Source organism: Reichenbachiella sp. MSK19-1, from assembly GCF_003590315.1.
Classification (GTDB): Bacteria; Bacteroidota; Bacteroidia; order Cytophagales; family Cyclobacteriaceae; genus Reichenbachiella; species Reichenbachiella agariperforans.
Genome location: NZ_MIER01000016.1, coordinates 990,203 through 1,006,257, shown reverse-complemented (window position 1 = coordinate 1,006,257; position 16,055 = coordinate 990,203). Strand labels below are relative to the sequence as shown.

At 43.2% G+C, this 16,055-nt stretch carries 16 protein-coding genes; 9 read left to right on the top strand and 7 right to left on the bottom strand.

Translation table 11 applies throughout. The features are described 5' to 3' along the window. From BGP76_RS17005 to BGP76_RS16995, 3 genes are all read left to right on the top strand, one after another. Window positions 1-2,304 (top strand): T9SS type A sorting domain-containing protein (locus BGP76_RS17005; protein ID WP_119845547.1); only part of this gene is annotated, 2,304 nt, incomplete at its 5' end. 257 nt (window positions 2,305-2,561) lie between these two features. Next, window positions 2,562-3,044: an Lrp/AsnC family transcriptional regulator gene (locus tag BGP76_RS17000; protein WP_073120662.1), complete on the top strand. Its 483-nt coding sequence runs from the start codon at window positions 2,562-2,564 to the stop codon at window positions 3,042-3,044. 7 nt (window positions 3,045-3,051) lie between these two features. Beyond that, window positions 3,052-3,552, top strand: a complete 501-nt coding sequence (locus BGP76_RS16995) for a phosphoribosyltransferase family protein (protein WP_073120664.1) — start codon at window positions 3,052-3,054, stop codon at window positions 3,550-3,552. 240 nt (window positions 3,553-3,792) lie between these two features. Here BGP76_RS16995 and BGP76_RS16990 read toward each other — a convergent pair whose 3' ends face one another. Next, window positions 3,793-6,615, bottom strand: coding sequence for a pitrilysin family protein (locus BGP76_RS16990; RefSeq protein ID WP_119845546.1), 2,823 nt, complete (start codon window positions 6,613-6,615; stop codon window positions 3,793-3,795). Between the two features lie 37 nt (window positions 6,616-6,652). Next, window positions 6,653-7,255: a DUF6134 family protein gene (locus BGP76_RS16985; protein WP_147407500.1), complete on the bottom strand. Its 603-nt coding sequence runs from the start codon at window positions 7,253-7,255 to the stop codon at window positions 6,653-6,655. A 188-nt stretch (window positions 7,256-7,443) separates the two neighbouring features. On the opposite strand from BGP76_RS16985, the gene rlmN reads away from it, so the two are divergent. Beyond that, window positions 7,444-8,490 (top strand): 23S rRNA (adenine(2503)-C(2))-methyltransferase RlmN, encoded by a 1,047-nt coding sequence (rlmN, locus tag BGP76_RS16980; protein WP_119845544.1) that lies wholly within the window; start codon window positions 7,444-7,446, stop codon window positions 8,488-8,490. Between the two features lie 38 nt (window positions 8,491-8,528). Here the strand turns inward: rlmN and BGP76_RS16975 are convergent, their stop codons facing one another. After that, window positions 8,529-9,131 (bottom strand): YigZ family protein, encoded by a 603-nt coding sequence (locus BGP76_RS16975; RefSeq protein ID WP_119845543.1) that lies wholly within the window; start codon window positions 9,129-9,131, stop codon window positions 8,529-8,531. After that, window positions 9,131-10,267, bottom strand: a complete 1,137-nt coding sequence (locus tag BGP76_RS16970) for a M48 family metallopeptidase (protein WP_119845542.1) — start codon at window positions 10,265-10,267, stop codon at window positions 9,131-9,133. Before BGP76_RS16970 ends, BGP76_RS16975 begins: the two co-directional genes overlap by 1 nt. A 109-nt stretch (window positions 10,268-10,376) precedes the next feature. On the opposite strand from BGP76_RS16970, the gene BGP76_RS16965 reads away from it, so the two are divergent. Next, entirely contained in the window at window positions 10,377-11,243 is an 867-nt protein-coding gene (locus tag BGP76_RS16965; protein WP_158584315.1) for a GNAT family N-acetyltransferase, read from the top strand. Between the two features lie 88 nt (window positions 11,244-11,331). Then, complete coding sequence (locus BGP76_RS16960) at window positions 11,332-11,655, top strand: hypothetical protein (protein WP_073120680.1); 324 nt, start codon at window positions 11,332-11,334, stop codon at window positions 11,653-11,655. Between the two features lie 211 nt (window positions 11,656-11,866). On the opposite strand, the gene BGP76_RS16955 is transcribed toward BGP76_RS16960, so the two are convergent. Both BGP76_RS16955 and ubiE read right to left on the bottom strand, forming a co-directional pair. Then, complete coding sequence (locus BGP76_RS16955) at window positions 11,867-12,643, bottom strand: porin family protein (protein WP_073120682.1); 777 nt, start codon at window positions 12,641-12,643, stop codon at window positions 11,867-11,869. After that, entirely contained in the window at window positions 12,592-13,317 is a 726-nt protein-coding gene (gene ubiE / locus BGP76_RS16950) for a bifunctional demethylmenaquinone methyltransferase/2-methoxy-6-polyprenyl-1,4-benzoquinol methylase UbiE (protein ID WP_073120684.1), read from the bottom strand. Before ubiE ends, BGP76_RS16955 begins: the two co-directional genes overlap by 52 nt. A 129-nt stretch (window positions 13,318-13,446) precedes the next feature. Between ubiE and yihA the strand changes: the two genes are divergently transcribed. From yihA to BGP76_RS16935, 3 genes are read left to right on the top strand one after another with little or no spacing between them, the layout of a single operon-like run. Continuing rightward, window positions 13,447-14,043, top strand: coding sequence for a ribosome biogenesis GTP-binding protein YihA/YsxC (gene yihA, locus BGP76_RS16945; RefSeq protein WP_073120685.1), 597 nt, complete (start codon window positions 13,447-13,449; stop codon window positions 14,041-14,043). A 39-nt stretch (window positions 14,044-14,082) separates the two neighbouring features. Beyond that, window positions 14,083-14,514 carry a DUF5606 domain-containing protein gene (locus BGP76_RS16940; RefSeq protein ID WP_073120687.1) on the top strand — a complete coding sequence of 144 codons (432 nt, stop codon included), beginning with the start codon at window positions 14,083-14,085 and terminating at the stop codon, window positions 14,512-14,514. Between the two features lie 5 nt (window positions 14,515-14,519). After that, complete coding sequence (locus BGP76_RS16935; protein ID WP_119845540.1) at window positions 14,520-14,834, top strand: hypothetical protein; 315 nt, start codon at window positions 14,520-14,522, stop codon at window positions 14,832-14,834. On the opposite strand, the gene fbp is transcribed toward BGP76_RS16935, so the two are convergent. Continuing rightward, the gene (gene fbp, locus BGP76_RS16930) at window positions 14,829-15,818 is read right to left on the bottom strand and encodes a class 1 fructose-bisphosphatase (RefSeq protein WP_073120690.1); all 990 of its coding nucleotides are present in this window, start codon (window positions 15,816-15,818) and stop codon (window positions 14,829-14,831) included. The two genes, BGP76_RS16935 and fbp, sit on opposite strands and share 6 nt — an antisense overlap. Between the last annotated feature and the right edge of the window lie 237 nt (window positions 15,819-16,055).

The following is a 16,055-nucleotide window of genomic DNA, read 5'->3' as shown; positions in this document are numbered from 1 at the left end:
CTAGACAACTCAAGATGTATCGACAACACAAATACATTCACAGCCATAGATGATGGAGACATTGCCTCCTACTCCTGGGACTTCAACGGGGACGGTGTAGAAGATAGTAATATTGCTAATCCGAGCTACCAGTACCCTGCCACAGGGAGTTATCAAACAAAACTAACGGTAGTCAGTAATGGTAGCTGTAGCAATCAAATCACGGAGACTATCTCAATGTATCCAGTCCCTCCTTCTCCATCTTTTGAAGTTGTAGAAGATTTGCCTTACTGTAGTTTTTCGGAGTTGAATCTTGACAATACAACGGACGAAAGCAATCATGTGGGAGCAGCCATCAGTTATAGCTGGGACTATGGTGATGGCAGTGCCATGGAGAACTCGGTGGATGGACAGCATAATTATGCCGTTGCAGATGACTACTCCATCAGCCTAACCATAAGTATCCCTGGGTGTGCGACTACAGCCAATCAAACCGTATCAGTAATCGCAGGACCTCAGCCTGATTTTGTCATCGATAATGATTGCTTTGGTGATCAGACGGCTTTCACCAACTTGAGTATAGGTGATGATTTGGTCAATCCCCTATGGGATTTTGGAGATGGCTTGGGCTCTTCCAACCTATCTGACCCGAGCTATGAGTACGGTGCTACGGGTGACTATGATGTAACACTCTCCATGGATAACTCAGCAGGTTGCTCCAACGACATCACCCGCACCATCCGTATCAACGGCCTACCAGAGGTGGCTTTCATGAACACACCCGGGTGTGCAGAAACAGCTATCCAGTTCACCGATGACTCAGGATCAGGAGATGCGCTTAATAACCTACAGGCCTGGCACTGGGACTTCAATGGTCTGGGCGAATCAGGAGATCAAAACCCTAGCTTTACGTTTGACAAAACAGGTAATTATCAAGTCTCTCTAACCGTGACCAATACGGGAAATTGCAGCAATGAAGCCACGCAAACCGTCATCGTCAAGCCTGTCCCCACGGTTGATTTTGCAATCGATTTGGGCTGTATCGAGACTGCCTCTATGTTTACAGATCAAAGTATATCGATAGACGAAAATGAAATTGCATCATGGTATTGGGTTATAGATGAGAATGAATACTTTACGAAAAACGTCACTGAGACCTTTGATAATGCAGGAACCTATACCGCTACGCTAGCGATTACTCCTACGAACCTCTGTGTTACCAGTATCTCGAAAGAATTTACCGTTTTTAATCTCCCTACTGTTCAATTCCAAGAATCCAACAACTGTGACAATGCTGCTACAGTGTTTACAGATATCAGTACGACCGAAGGGCCTGCTATCGTTTCTCGCACGTGGGATTTTGATGGGGAAGCAACAGCCAATGGCTCTCAGGCGTCCTACTTTTTTGGAGAGGCAGATAACTATGACGTCAACCTGAGTGTAACCGATGATCTGGGTTGTATCAATACTGCTGGTCGAGCGGTAACAGTTCATGAGTCACCTATTTCTGCTTTCGAAGTGTCTGACGAATTTGGTGGTTCGCCACTTACGGTTGATTTCACCAATGACTCACAAGACGGTAATAGCTTTTTCTGGGATTTTGGAGTTGAAGGTGCTAGTAGCACAACAGAAAACCCTTCCTATACCTATGAGGAAAACGGAGATTATGTGGCGGAACTTATTACCTACAATGATTTTTGCAGTGACTCCTCTTTTATAGAAATCCTAGTGGCCACTCCTGAACTAGATCTACAGCTCAACCGTATCGAAGCTCGTGAGCGCAACGGGCTCATCACGCTTTGGCTCACCGTCTATAACAACAGCTCGTTCAACCTTGACGGTTTTGACATCAAGGCTGATCTAGAAAGCCAGAATTCGATCTATGAAGCCTACAATGACCGCCTAAGAAAAGGCGAACAAACTGAGTTTCCTCTTAATTTTACGCTTAGTGCCACTGACAACAATATCAATTTTGTCTGCGTGACCCTACAGGATAGGGAAACAGAACTCACAGATGAAAACCTACCCAACAATCAAGGCTGTATCAATTTCGAACAAGAGATAGTCATTCCACAGCCATTCCCTAACCCTGTACCATCCGGTAACAACGCACTGTACATACAAACCATAGTCCCTAGCAAATCACCAGTAGAAATATCACTTCTGGATGCCACTGGGCATACGCTCTACAATAAAACTTTTGTAGAGATCAACAGTGGGCTCAATACGTTTGAACTAAACACCGAAAACTACAGACCGGGCATGTACTTTGTTCGAATCATCTATGCTGGTCAAGACTACACCCAGAAAGTCATCAAGCAATAGGCTATTTGTGCTAGCCTTCCTACTAGATCTTAGACCACAGACCTATCCTGCCTAAGTAGATGTCATTATTAAACCTTATAGATTTATCTGAAGAAACTTAGATAGCCCCTTAAGGTTTGAAACGGGTTCCTAAACAACAATAATATTTCGAGCTACCTTATAGTTTACAGAATTTTATGTAACTTATTTTGTTGATTAGCTTTGCATGAAATTTTATTCCGACAAGACCTAAATCATTATAGACTTAAATCCACAAAATGAAAGCGAATTTCAAAATAGACAAGACAGACAGAAAAATACTCAAGATTCTACAAACCAACGGAAAGATCACGAATGCTAAATTGTCCGAAGAGGTAGGCTTATCTCCCGCACCTACACTGGAGCGGGTCAAAAAACTAGAGCAAGCAGGTATCATCAAGAGCTACCATGCCGAGCTCAATGCAGAAATGCTCGGTCTAGGTGTCAATACTTTCGTTCAGGTCTCTCTCAAAGGACATAACAAACAAAACATAGATTCATTTCTGTCCCGAATCGAAAAAATCGATGAGGTCGTCGAATGTCACCACATCACTGGCTCTGGTGATTTCATTCTCAAAGTGATGGCACGAGACATTGCTTCTTATCAATTGCTCATGCTCGAACAAGTAAGTGACATAGACGTAGTGGATAGTTTGCAGTCCATGGTAATTTTGTCTACTTTCAAAAACAACAAAGAAATACCACTACCACAAGTCAACTAATACAGACATGTCTCAGGATTTAATACTCGATGCAGCGCAGATCGACCAGCGTATCATCAGAATGGCCTATCAAATATACGAGAACCACATGGACGAAAAACACCTCATACTAGCAGGTGTATCGGAAAACGGAAGAGAATTCGCCCTGTTGCTAGAGAAGGAACTCAAAAAAATATCTGACCTGACCTACACCGTCGGCAAAGTAGACATCAACAAAAAGTCTCCGCTCTCGGACGAAATCGCCTTGGATTTGGACGACAAAGAACTGGTCAAAAAATCGGTCATTCTCATCGATGATGTACTCAACTCTGGCAAGACAGCCGCTTTTGCGCTCAAAGCGCTGCTAAAAGTCAACGTCAAACAAATCGACGTAGCAGTCATGGTCAACAGAAGTCACAAGGCCTTCCCTATCTACCCAAAGTATACAGGGTATGAACTCGCCACAACTATACACGAGCATGTCACAGTCACCTTCAAAGGCAAAGAAAAAGGAGTCTACTTATCATAGACTCCTTTTTCTTTGTACTAAAGACCTAACACATTTAAACTAAACACCTCATGATCAACCCTCATTCGCTGAAACGACGAAGGAGCTATCACGATTAGACACTAGACTAATAGATGCTAGAGCCTAGACAGACACCTGTTCCATGGTCTGTGGCACACAGACCATATTTCGATCTGCACTTTACTCACCCGTCATTCGATGAAGCGCGGAGTGAGTTATTTTACATCGAGTACCCTATACTTACTCCAGTGTCTCAGGATACAACACTACCTTGATATACGCATCTGTATCCACATACTTCTTCGCTACCTTTTGGATATCCTTTGCGGACAAATCCTCTATGCGGTCTTCCAACTCCGTAATTTTCGTCAGGTCAAAACCATTTTTGTCATAACTCAATATCACACCCAACCAAAAACTATTTTCTTTCCAATTAAGCTCTAAGTCACGTCGCTGTGCTTCTTTTATCTTATTGAGATTCTCATCACTGACACCATTTTCTTGAATATTCTTAACCACACCTATGGCAGCATGGACTAGTGTATCTACGTTCTGTGGTCCGCAGGGAAACTGAATCTGCATCGAATAGTGATCGTAAGGCGAACGACTACCGCTACCACTGGCGCCTACTCCATATACTCCACTCTTTTCTTCTCTCAGGATTTCAATGAGCTGAATATCCAGTACCTCTCCGAGTGATCGCATATAGTAACTATCCGCTCGTTTGTACTTTTTCTCAGTCTGAAAACTCATCACAACGGTACTCTGCTCCTCCGTCCCTTTGTACACTTTCTCATCTACTAGGCCTAATGGTGGACGAATACCTCTATCTACCCAGTGCTGCGAATCGGTAGATTGCTCACCACCACCGAGATATTGCTCGATCAGTGGAATCAGCGTCTCTTCATCGAGATTTCCCACAAAGCAATACGTAAAATCCCCCGGCTGGCTCAACTGTGACTGAAAGAAAGCAATGGCCTCATTCATATCTACCTGATCGAGATCCTCCATCCTAGGAATCCCTCCCCCACGAAAATGATTCTGACTCATTATCCTCGCTTGTTTGTCTTGAAAATAGTAACTCGGGTTGGACAAAACATTCTCCAAAATAGCCTTATTGCGCTGAATCAAGGACTGAAAAGCCTCTTCATCCTTCCGTACTTGGTTAAAGTACATATAAGTCAGCTGTAGCATGGTCTCTACATCTTTGGGCGAAGCATTGCCTTGAATACCCGATGACAGTTCGCTGATGTAGGGCGATACGCCAATAGACACCCCCGCCAGTGCCTTCTGCAACTGTGTATAGGAATAATCCCCTATACCGCTCAATGAGACCACATTACTAGCAAAACTCGCAGACCAAAACAAGCTGTCTGGGGCAACGGATATTCCTCCACTACGGTACCCAGAAAACAAAATTTGATCATTCTGAAATTCTGTAGACTTGAGATAGACTTTAGCACCATTGGACAGAACGATCACTTTGGTATCGATCTCATCGATCGTCGATGTACTGACTACTTTACCCCCTTTTGGCAATTCTTTGAGCAGATCTGTATCTATGATCTCCTCTTCGTTAGCTTCAACGTCCTTCTGTTCATAACTAGCAATCCATGACAGCACCTCCGATGCGGTTGGTAGTGTGAGTCCATCTAATTCTGGGGCAGTCATATAGACTACTCTATTTTCGGGCTTGATCCACTGCCCGATGATGGCATTCACCTCATCGATCGTTATCCCGTCTAGATTCTCTTGGATATAATTATACTCGAACGTAATCCCTGGCACAGGCTCCTTTTCCAAAAAGTGACGAATCAGTTCATCCGCCAATGCACTCGACTGGGACTTATCTCTTTCTAAATAGGCCTGTTCGTAGGCTTGCAGTAGATTCAATTTAGCTGTTTTCAACTCCGACGGATTAAATCCATGCAACTCCACTCTTCTAATCTCCTCTAGCAGTTGTGACACCCCTTCTTCAATCGCGCCTGGTTTCGCTACCGCATAGCCAGAAAATGCCGTAGTTTCTCTCGACACTGGAGATCCAATATAAGTCCCCGCATAGAGATAGGGAGGGTTGGCCTGCTGTAGTAGATCACTGAGTCGCTGGTTCATCATCCCTAAAAACAAGCTTTGAATTTGACTCATCCGGTACTGTGCTTCAGTCGTAACATCCTCTGATTTGGACTTGTACATGATGTTAAACACGATATTGGTAGCTTCGGGATCGGAAGTAATCGCCACCAGAGGCTCATCATTTTCTGGGAGGTCATAGTTGGTTCTTACTCTTTCTGATTTCGGATTGGCCAATCCTCCAAAATGTGTTTTGATTCTCTCCTCCATCTGGTCTACATCAATATCGCCCACCGCTACCACTGCCATCAGATCAGGTCGATACCAATCCTCATAGAACCGCACGATAGCTTCTCGCTCAAAGCTCTCCAAAATCTCTTTCTTCCCTATAGGTAAACGCTCCGCATACTTTGAATCCTTAAAAATCACAGGCAAATACTCCTGTAACATGCGTGTCTGAGCGCCCTGTCCAAGGCGCCACTCTTCGATCACCACGCCACGTTCCTTATCGATTTCATCCTTATCAAAACTCAACCCGCCAGCCCAGTCTTCGAGTATCGTCAGTCCCTGCTCCAAAACCTCCTCGTCATCCGACGGAATAGGCAGAATATACACGGTCTCATCAAATGAAGTGTAGGCATTGAGGTGTGCACCGAACTTCACACCTACAGACTGTAGGTAGCTCACCAGCTCGTTCTTGTCGAAATGTGCGGAACCATTGAAAGCCATATGCTCAGTAAAATGTGCCAGCCCCTGCTGATCCTCATCCTCTAGCACTGATCCTGCATTGACTACCAACCTTAGTTCTACTCGGTCTTCAGGTTTACTATTTTTCTTGATGAAATACTTTAGACCATTGTCCAGCTCTCCTGTACGGATATCCGCCTCAAAGGGCAGCAGCTTTTCGCCTTCCTCCTGCGCCCATATAGGGACATTGAACAACAGAGACAACAACAATAAACTCACGTACTTAGGCCATGTAGTTCTTTTCATAATAGATATAAGGATAAGGGTTCTAAACTTTAAAATATCAGTCCGACTTCAAGCGGATATAAAAGGTCGCATAGGATCGACTCACCTTGACCTCTGAACATACGCCACGCGTGTAGGTATAGGTGTTTCGCCCGTCCTCCGAGTCCAACTGATACTGATGGTTTCCTAAGCGCTCGATGATCAGGTCATCCCCGAACACCTGAGAAAAGACCTTTGTCTGAGCTACTGGTTCCGTAAAATATATCTCCGGAATAGAATAACGGATTTCTGCGGCAGGATAAGTTACGTAATCACTCCCTCGCTCTATGTGGTAGTTATTCGCTCTTCGTTCTACTTTGGATTCCTTTTGTACAGCACCATTCAGAGTGCTGATGGCGTGTCCACTTTTTAACACTCCTCCTTCATAGGTCTCTGTGAGGTTATAATCTACTCTCAGCTTGACCAACATTCGAAAATTCGTCACGCTAGAGATCGAATAAACCATTTGTTTACCAGATATTTCTTTCTTGGCCACCATTTCACCGATCACATCGCCACCTTTGACAATTTCATAGTGGAGCACCTGCCCTCTGACAGTCAGGCTCGTGGCTACTAATACAACAAATAACAAGAAAAGGGATACTGTGGGATTAAATTTCAATAGCTATTCTTTTGATCCATAAGCCGTCGGCTCGTGATAATTTTACCTTGAAGATAAAACAATTTGCAAGAGTATCGAAGCGCAAAAATGAATACATTTTATTTCTATCACTAGATTTATCCATGATCTGTCTCATGATCAATATCTCTCCCTAGGATGAGAAGACCAAATAGCTCTATCTTTGCCCTATGAATAACAGTGCGGGATTAAAAGACCTACGTAAAGTACCTCAGGAAAACATCAGCGTGTTCCTAAAAGAGATTGGCGAAAAACCATTCAGAGCCAAGCAGATCAAAGAATGGATATGGAAAAAATCCGTCAAATCCATTGACGATATGACCAACATCTCCTTAGCTACCCGCACTAAGCTCAAGGAGCATTTTGTAATCAACCCAGTCACAGTAGATAAAGAACAAAAAAGCAATGACGGTACGATCAAGTCTGCCATGAAACTCTTTGATGATCATGTAGTAGAGAGTGTATTGATCCCTGCGGATAGCCGCATGACCGCATGTGTCTCATCACAAGTAGGTTGCTCACTGAGTTGCAAATTCTGTGCGACAGGATACATGGACAGAGCCCGAAACCTCGACGCATCAGAGATCTACGACCAGGTAGTGGCGGTCAACAACCAGTCCATGGAGAACTACAACATTCCGCTATCTAACATTGTCTACATGGGCATGGGCGAACCGCTCCTCAACTACGCCAATGTACTAGAGTCGATCAAACACATCACTTCTCCCGAAGGGTTAAACATGAGCCCCAAAAGAATCACGGTATCTACTGCTGGCATCTCTAAGATGATCAAAAAACTAGCCGACGACCAAGTCAAATTCAATCTAGCACTCTCTCTACATGCAGCCAATGATGAGAAACGCAACAAGATCATGCCGATCAACGAGTCCAACAATCTGGATGTGCTCCGAGAGTCTCTCAACTACTTCTACCAAAAGACTGGTAATAAAATCACCTTTGAGTACATCCTATTCTACGATTTCAATGATTCAGAGCAGGATGCTCAGGAGCTATATGAGTTCTGGAAGCGTGTCCCCGCCCGCATCAACATCATCGAATACAATCCTATCTCAGAAGCCAGTTATAAAAACGCTGACGAGAACACCCTAGACACCTTCATCAAATATCTAGAGACTCGTGGCGTCAATGTGCATGTGAGAAGAAGCCGTGGCAAAGACATAGATGCCGCCTGTGGTCAGCTAGCGAATAAAAATTGAGTTAGAAAGCGTAAAGTTGAAAATATAAAGCTGCAACTTCATACACCTACATATGGTTTTAAATCAAGCAGAGCCATTTTATCCTTGTAGGCCGAGAAGAGCTCCGGTTCTATCCTGCCTTTGAGCAAACAACTCTCTGTAAAATCTTGACCTTTGATTTCTACGCCAAACTCATTGGTGATACGCATCACATCTTGTGTCTTGTCATAAGGGTACACCATTCTAAAATCTGTTTTGATCTCTACGGTCAAAATCTCCGCTTTGGACAGAGCATCCTCAGCAGCTGTTTTATAGGCATGAATCAACCCACTCACGCCGAGTTTCGTCCCGCCAAAATAACGCACCACAACCACCAGCGTATTGACGAGATCAAAAGAACGAATTTGCCCTAAAATGGGATCGCCTGCAGAATGGTTCGGTTCTCCGTCATCATTGGCTCTCACATGTTGCTGATTGCCCTCATTGATGATATGTGCAAAGCAGTGGTGACGTGCATCATAGTATTGCTTCTTCAGCGCTTCGACGAGAGGCTTTACCTCTTCTACCTGCTCTACCGCATAGGCATACGCCAAAAATTTGCTTCCCTTCTCTTTGTAAAACCCTTCGGTAGGAGACTGTATGATACGGTAGGTTTCGGCCATTAATCTAATCTCGCCAGTCTCTTTCTAGCCTCTTTTGTCACTACATCGTTTTCATCTACGTCGGCAGCCTTTCGGTAATACTGTACTGCTAAACTCAACTGCTCTCGTCTCTCCATAATCCGCCCCATACCCAGATAAGCGAGGCTTTTATAATACTCACCACGTGTAGGGTCCTTTTTGCCTGTTTCCAGTCCCTTCATATAATAGGATTCCGCTTGTATATCTGACCCTTTGACCTCTTCGAAATACACCCCCATATATACCTCACCACACATCTCATAATAAGGTCTGCTCTCTGACAAAAATGCTTTGATATAAGGCATGGCTGTGGAAAAATCATCCCTAAGCACCAAGCTCTCGATGTACTTTGCCTTCACATAACTATTGCGTGGGTATTCATTGAGCAGCTTTTTGATATAAAATTCTGCCTTAGCTGGGTCGTTTTCGTACCGCAGATAGATATACGCTGTATAAAGATGTGCCTCTGCTTTGACAATCTTGCTTTGATAGACCGCAGAGTCCAGTTGTGCTAGCCCTAGCGCTTTATCTCCTGGCTCAAAAAACCACAAGAACGGAGAGTATACGGGGTGCCGCTCTGGATATTTCTCTCGAAAGTAATTGTACAACCCTGCCAAAAAATAGAACTCAGGACTCTCAGAAGTTTTTGTCATCGTGACCGTAATGAAATCATAGGTCTTCTTCGCTTCGGACATAGCCTTCATGTAGCTCCCCTCACGTGCCATATACTCAGCCAACAACCCATGCGCTGACATCTCAAAAAACAAGCCTTCCAAATCATCTGGGTTCTTTTCTTGCAGTTTATTAGACAGAGCGATCACTTGCTCGAGTTGTCGGCGATGCGCCGGAAAACTAGGGCTAGTGGTTCGAATCGGCTGATCCTGCCATGCTATGTTCATCGCACGCATCATAGGAATAATCGGATGCTGCGGGAGGCTAACGACCATTTTATCAATCAGCATGGTAGCAGAATCTGGGTACTCGTTGTACACATAGTATGCCACACGCTCTACCTGAGAAAGCACCTTGTCATTGTTAAGTACGGGAAGGGACTGTGCTGAACCTATATAAGGTATAGTTACGCCTAGTACCAGCAGAATATAAATGTATCTTCTCAAATGGATGGTTATTTAAATGCACAAGGCTGTCACACAATTTACGGACTTGCCTATATCTTTGAATAACTTCCCTTAGGCGGGAAAATTATAAATGCACGTTTCCAAATTTATGATATTTAGTCAAGAAAAATATTTTGAAGCTAACGAAATAGGTCGGTACAGCCTTTTTTCTTGGACCTGCCCAAATACCCAAAAACTACTAAAGATCCCTTTTCATATCCACAAAGGACATGCCACCTCCATACCCATGGCACCCTACGCTGGATTAAACACTGTCAATGATTTCTCTACAGATCTCCAGCTCTGGTACAATTCACTAATAAATTATTTGAATTCACATCAAGTCCGATCAGTCACTATCCGTCAAGCACCTAGTTTTTTTCACCCCACACTAAATCAGCAGCTACAAGAGACGCTGATCCAAAACGGATTTGATCAACAGATCGACATCAATCACCATATACCCTTCAACAGTTTTGATCCCAATCAAATGCATTCAATGCAGGGTAGAAAACTAAAAAAATGTATAAAAGATGGATTAATATTCCAACAAGAAACTCTTTCGAAGATTGGAGAAATTTATGACTTTATCCACTATTGTAGAGCCCAACAACAGCTATCAGTCAACATCACGAAGGAAAAACTGATCGCGATCACCCGAGCCCTAGACGAAAACTATGCTTGCTACAGTGTGCGCCATCCATCTGGGGAGCTCATGGCCTGCACCATCACGTTAATCGTTACACCCGAAGTGACCTACAACTATCTACCAGCCTTTGATAGAAAATACGCTACACATAGCCCACTGGTCTACTTGACGACCGAACTAATCGCTCAGTTACAAAAGACTGAAGCACAAGTCCTCGATCTTGGTATATCATCCCTTGGAGGTATTCCACAAGAATCGCTCATCACTTTCAAAGAAAGAATGGGAGGTCTTCGCTCTGACAGATACACCTTTTTCAGACAGCTCTAAACATGCCTTTTCGCACATCAGCCTATTAACCATGGAGTTGTAATGTTTTTTGGCTAATTTGCAAAACTAACAACCATTAGTCTCAAGATTGAAAAAGTTAATCACCATATTCACTGCGGTGCTAATAACTAGCTTCGCTCATGCGTCTTCCACGGACAAAAATGAAAAAGAGAAGTCTGAAAAGACTACTGCAGAATATAACCCTGACGATTTAAAAGGCTCTGTTGTAAAACCACGGAAGAATACAGAAATCTCTACCTCAGCGACTAACGTTCCTCAAAAGGAAACTGTAGCAGACCCAGACTCTAGCTACTACTCTGTCAACAAGTTCAATTACTTATTTTATTACGTCTATAAATTGAAGTATCTCACTGATGAAGAATCAGGGGCTACTTTAGGCATAGAACCCTAAATAAGGGAATACGGATTGATCGGGTCACTCCGTGTTTCTGGGGGAGAGGTAATAGATCACTTCGTTATTCAAAATTCATTATCATTATTTCGTGAATAACCATCTCTTATAAGTCCTTGAGTTTAATTTGAATGATTGGAATAAAAATTTCGAACCTGTCTACCGAGTTTATCCCCTCAACTTTACAGACTGATCTGATTGATCTGTAAAACTACCTACGGCGTCTTGAATTCCTTCTGAGTGTAGATGGGCCTCCTTCGAAGGTGATATAAAAGGCGATCGTATGTATCGATAGACTCCTTAGCGGCGCACTAAAATCATTGGGTTGATCTTCTAGTACATCTATCAGTCCAAAAGAATAGCGTATCTCAGGCGAGAACTTATATAACGGCTGATACAAGTCCATCCCTACACCCACATCAAGAGAGAGGTTATACCCTTTGGTCAGCAGCCTATCTTTACTCTCTTTTTCTTTGGAACTTGCTGCTTTGATCGCAGGATTGATCCCTCCCAAAACATACATTCTACGATTTCTCCTTCTGACGGACTTATACTTCAAAAGAATCGGCAACTCTACATAGGTCGGGTCACGAAGTTCTTCTATCACCTCTCCATTGGTAAATCGATAATCGAGTTGAAGTTGATTAAAACTAACTGTCGGGGTAATTCTCACATCCAAAGTCTCGAAAATATGGTAATCGACAATGAATCCGATTTTAAACCCCATTTTACTAGGAGGAACTACCGAGTGTAGTGTGTCAAACGAGGGCGTGACGAAATCATCCTTATACTCTGATCGATAGTTAGAGGTGTGTAGTCCTAGTAAAAAACCAAAATGCCACTTTTCCTCATCAAAACGAGGCAAATTCAAGGTTCCATCCACCTGTGCAACAGCAGGACTACTCGCCATACTAACTACAAACAAGAGTACGAGAACTACTTGATAGCGGTATATATGGAGCTGATGCCGAATGTAAGAGGTATGCATGTGGTTTCTTTAAATCCCAATTTATCTAAAACTCCCAAGAACTCCTCACCATAAGGAAACTCCTGAACAGACTCAGGCAAATATGTGTAGGCAGAGTTATCTTTTGACACTACTTTTCCAATCATGGGTAAAATAGCATTGGAATAGAAGCTATAGAGCTGCTTCATCGGAAAGGCCGTTGGGGTGGAAAATTCTAGAATGACAATTTTCCCTCCGTCTTTGAGTACACGCCTCATATCAGCAAGCCCTTTTTCTAAATCTTGAAAATTCCTCACACCAAAGGCTGCGACTACCGCATCGAACTTATTGTCCTCGAACAGGAGCTGCTCAGAATCTCCCATCGACATCTCGATTTTATCATCCACACCGAGACGCTTCATTTTTTCACGTCCCATCTCCAGCATTCCTTCTGATATATCCACGCCGATCACTTTATCTGGCGCGAGCTGATTCAGTGCCTCGATAGCGAGATCTCCCGTACCCGTAGCTACATCTAGAATCAATTTGGGTTGTGCTGCTTTGAGCTGACGGATCGCCTTTTTCCTCCAGAGGATATCTATGCCCATACTCAGGAAGTGATTGAGGAAATCATAGCGTTTGCTGATACTGTTAAACATCTCGGCTACTTGTTCTTTTTTGCTCCCGTCTTTGTCTTTATAAGGTAATACTGTCAACGCATTTTGATTTTTATGGAGTGCAATATTAAGTAGTTCGGTTTTGAATATATCTTAAAAAAATAGAAATATAAGGACATAAAAGAGCCCTCGTAGTTAATTGTCCATTTTAGCGCATAATTTTGCCACATGAAAATCAAATCTGCAGAGTTTGTCATTAGCAACACGGACTATACCAAATGCCCCGTCACCAAAGAACCAGAGTACGCCTTCATCGGTCGCTCCAATGTCGGCAAGTCCTCGCTGATCAACATGCTAACCGACAGAACCAAACTAGCCAAAACCTCAGGAAAACCTGGCAAGACACAGCTCATCAACCACTTTCATATCAACAAGGAATGGTATCTAGTCGATCTACCAGGCTATGGCTGGGCACAGGTCAGCAAAAAACTCAAAGAAGAATGGTCCGTCATGATCAAGCAGTATCTACTCCAGCGAGAAAATCTGGTCAACATCTTTGTCCTGATAGATTCACGCATCCCGCCACAAAAAATAGACTTAGAGTTCATTCAATGGGTAGGAGAAAATGGGCTGCCGATTTCAATCATTTTCACCAAAGCAGACAAAACAGGCAACCGAAAAATCATCACTAACATTGCCAATTTCAAGAACACACTTAAAAAGACTTGGGATCAATTACCACCGAGCTTTGTGAGTTCGTCAGCACAAAAAATCGGTCAAGATGAAATATTAGGATACATAGACCAAATCAATAGCAAGCTTTAAAACATTGTATTAGTTTTGCCATCCACAAACATCGAACACATGGATTTTAACGAAATAGCAACCGTATCAGGAAAAGGAGGATTGTTCACCGTAGTAGCACCAACTAGAGGAGGTGTCATATTAGAAACTATGGACGATCAAAAGAAGAAATTGGTGGTCAACATGAACTCTAAGGTTTCCATCCTTGGTGAGATCTCTATCTATACGACAGATGCAGAGGGTTCTTGCCCACTAGACACTGTTATGAAAAAAATCCATGCCGAGTTCGACGGAGATACAGGTTTGACTAGTAACTCCGACTCAGAAGAACTCAAATCTTTTCTCAAACACATCCTACCAGAGTATGATGAAGAGCGTGTATATGTCTCAGACATCAAAAAGCTGGTGACTTGGTACAACCTGCTGAGCAAAACACAAACTCACCTTTTCGAAGAGAAGTCTGAAGAAGTCAAAGAAGAATCGAAAGGATAAATAAGTTGGAAAACGGAGTTCGAAAATGTCTACCTCTGCTACTGGCTCATTTTCAACTCCCCGAAGACGAACTTCAGCTCAACGAATATACCCTAGAAGAGTTGGAGATCAAACTCTCTGCCATCATAGGATATCTGCTCAATCATGATCTAGACAGACTCATGTCTGCATGTTACAAAATCGATCTGAGTGAGCAGATATTCAAAGATATCATCACCAAAGCCCCTCCCGAAGAGATCAATAGATCGCTAGCCAGAGAAATAATCCAACGAGAGTTACAAAAGGTCGTGACGCGTGAAAAATACCGCGGATTATCATAAAAAGCTTACCGCTTTTTTCACCATCGCCGTAGATCCAATCAGCAGTTGCGTCCGCTGGTGGAGCTCCAGCGGATCCAAACTCATGATACGATTTTCACCATCGGTCGCCATACCTCCAGACTGCTCAGCGATAAACGCCAGCGCATTGCACTCATACACCAGTCTCAGCTTTCCGTTCGGCGACTTATCCGTTCTAGGATACAAATAGATTCCTCCTTTGAACATATTGCGATGAAAGTCCGACACCAACGAGCCAATGTACCTCGCAGAATAACGCTCTTCTTTACAGTACCTGATATAATCTTGAACCCCCTGCTCAAAACTATAGTACGCCCCCTCATTGACCGAGTAGATCTGACCATCTTCTGGAGACTGAATATCTGCATGTGACAGCACAAACTCACCAAGCGAAGGTTCCAGCGTAAAGCCATTCACACCGTGCCCCGTCGTATAAACCATCATCGTGGACGAACCGTACAAAATGTAACCCGCAGCTACTTGCTTATCTCCTTTTTGCAGCACATCTTCTTTGGTAACATGTTCTCCTGGAGCGGTCACCCTTCTATAAATCGAGAAAATCGTCCCAATGGAGACATTCACATCAATATTAGACGAACCATCCAATGGATCCATTGCTACTACATAGTTGCTATCGGCATTGATCTCTACGATCTCATCGTCCTCTTCCGAAACGATCGCACACACTTGACCTCCATTCCGGAGGGCTCTGATAAAGCGTACATTGGCGATTACATCCAACTTTTGCTGCTCTTCACCCTGAACATTCACGGCTCCATATGCGCCTGCTATGTCTAATAGGCCAGATTTGTTAATCTCTAGGTTGATAATCTTACCTGCCAGTGCTATATCTCTGAGTAGCTGACTCAGCTCTCCTGTTGCAAATGGAAAATCAGCCTGTTTGTGATTGATGAACCTATCTAAAGTAGTACCAATAGTAGATCCGACTAGGGTTTTATTATTCATAAAATTCTTTTTGGGTTAGAGCAAATATATGGCTTTCAGCGTTTTAAAAAAGTGCTTTCAAGCATGAGAGAGCGTAAATAACAAGCAAATATTTCTTATTTCCCGATCAGCCCTCTAGCTTTGCACCCCAGTTTGGGTGATTGAATAATTCTTGTATAACCAAGGCTCCTATCATCCCAAACCATTAAACACCATTTTTCCAAGATCAGATAGATCAAGGAGTTAATTATATACACA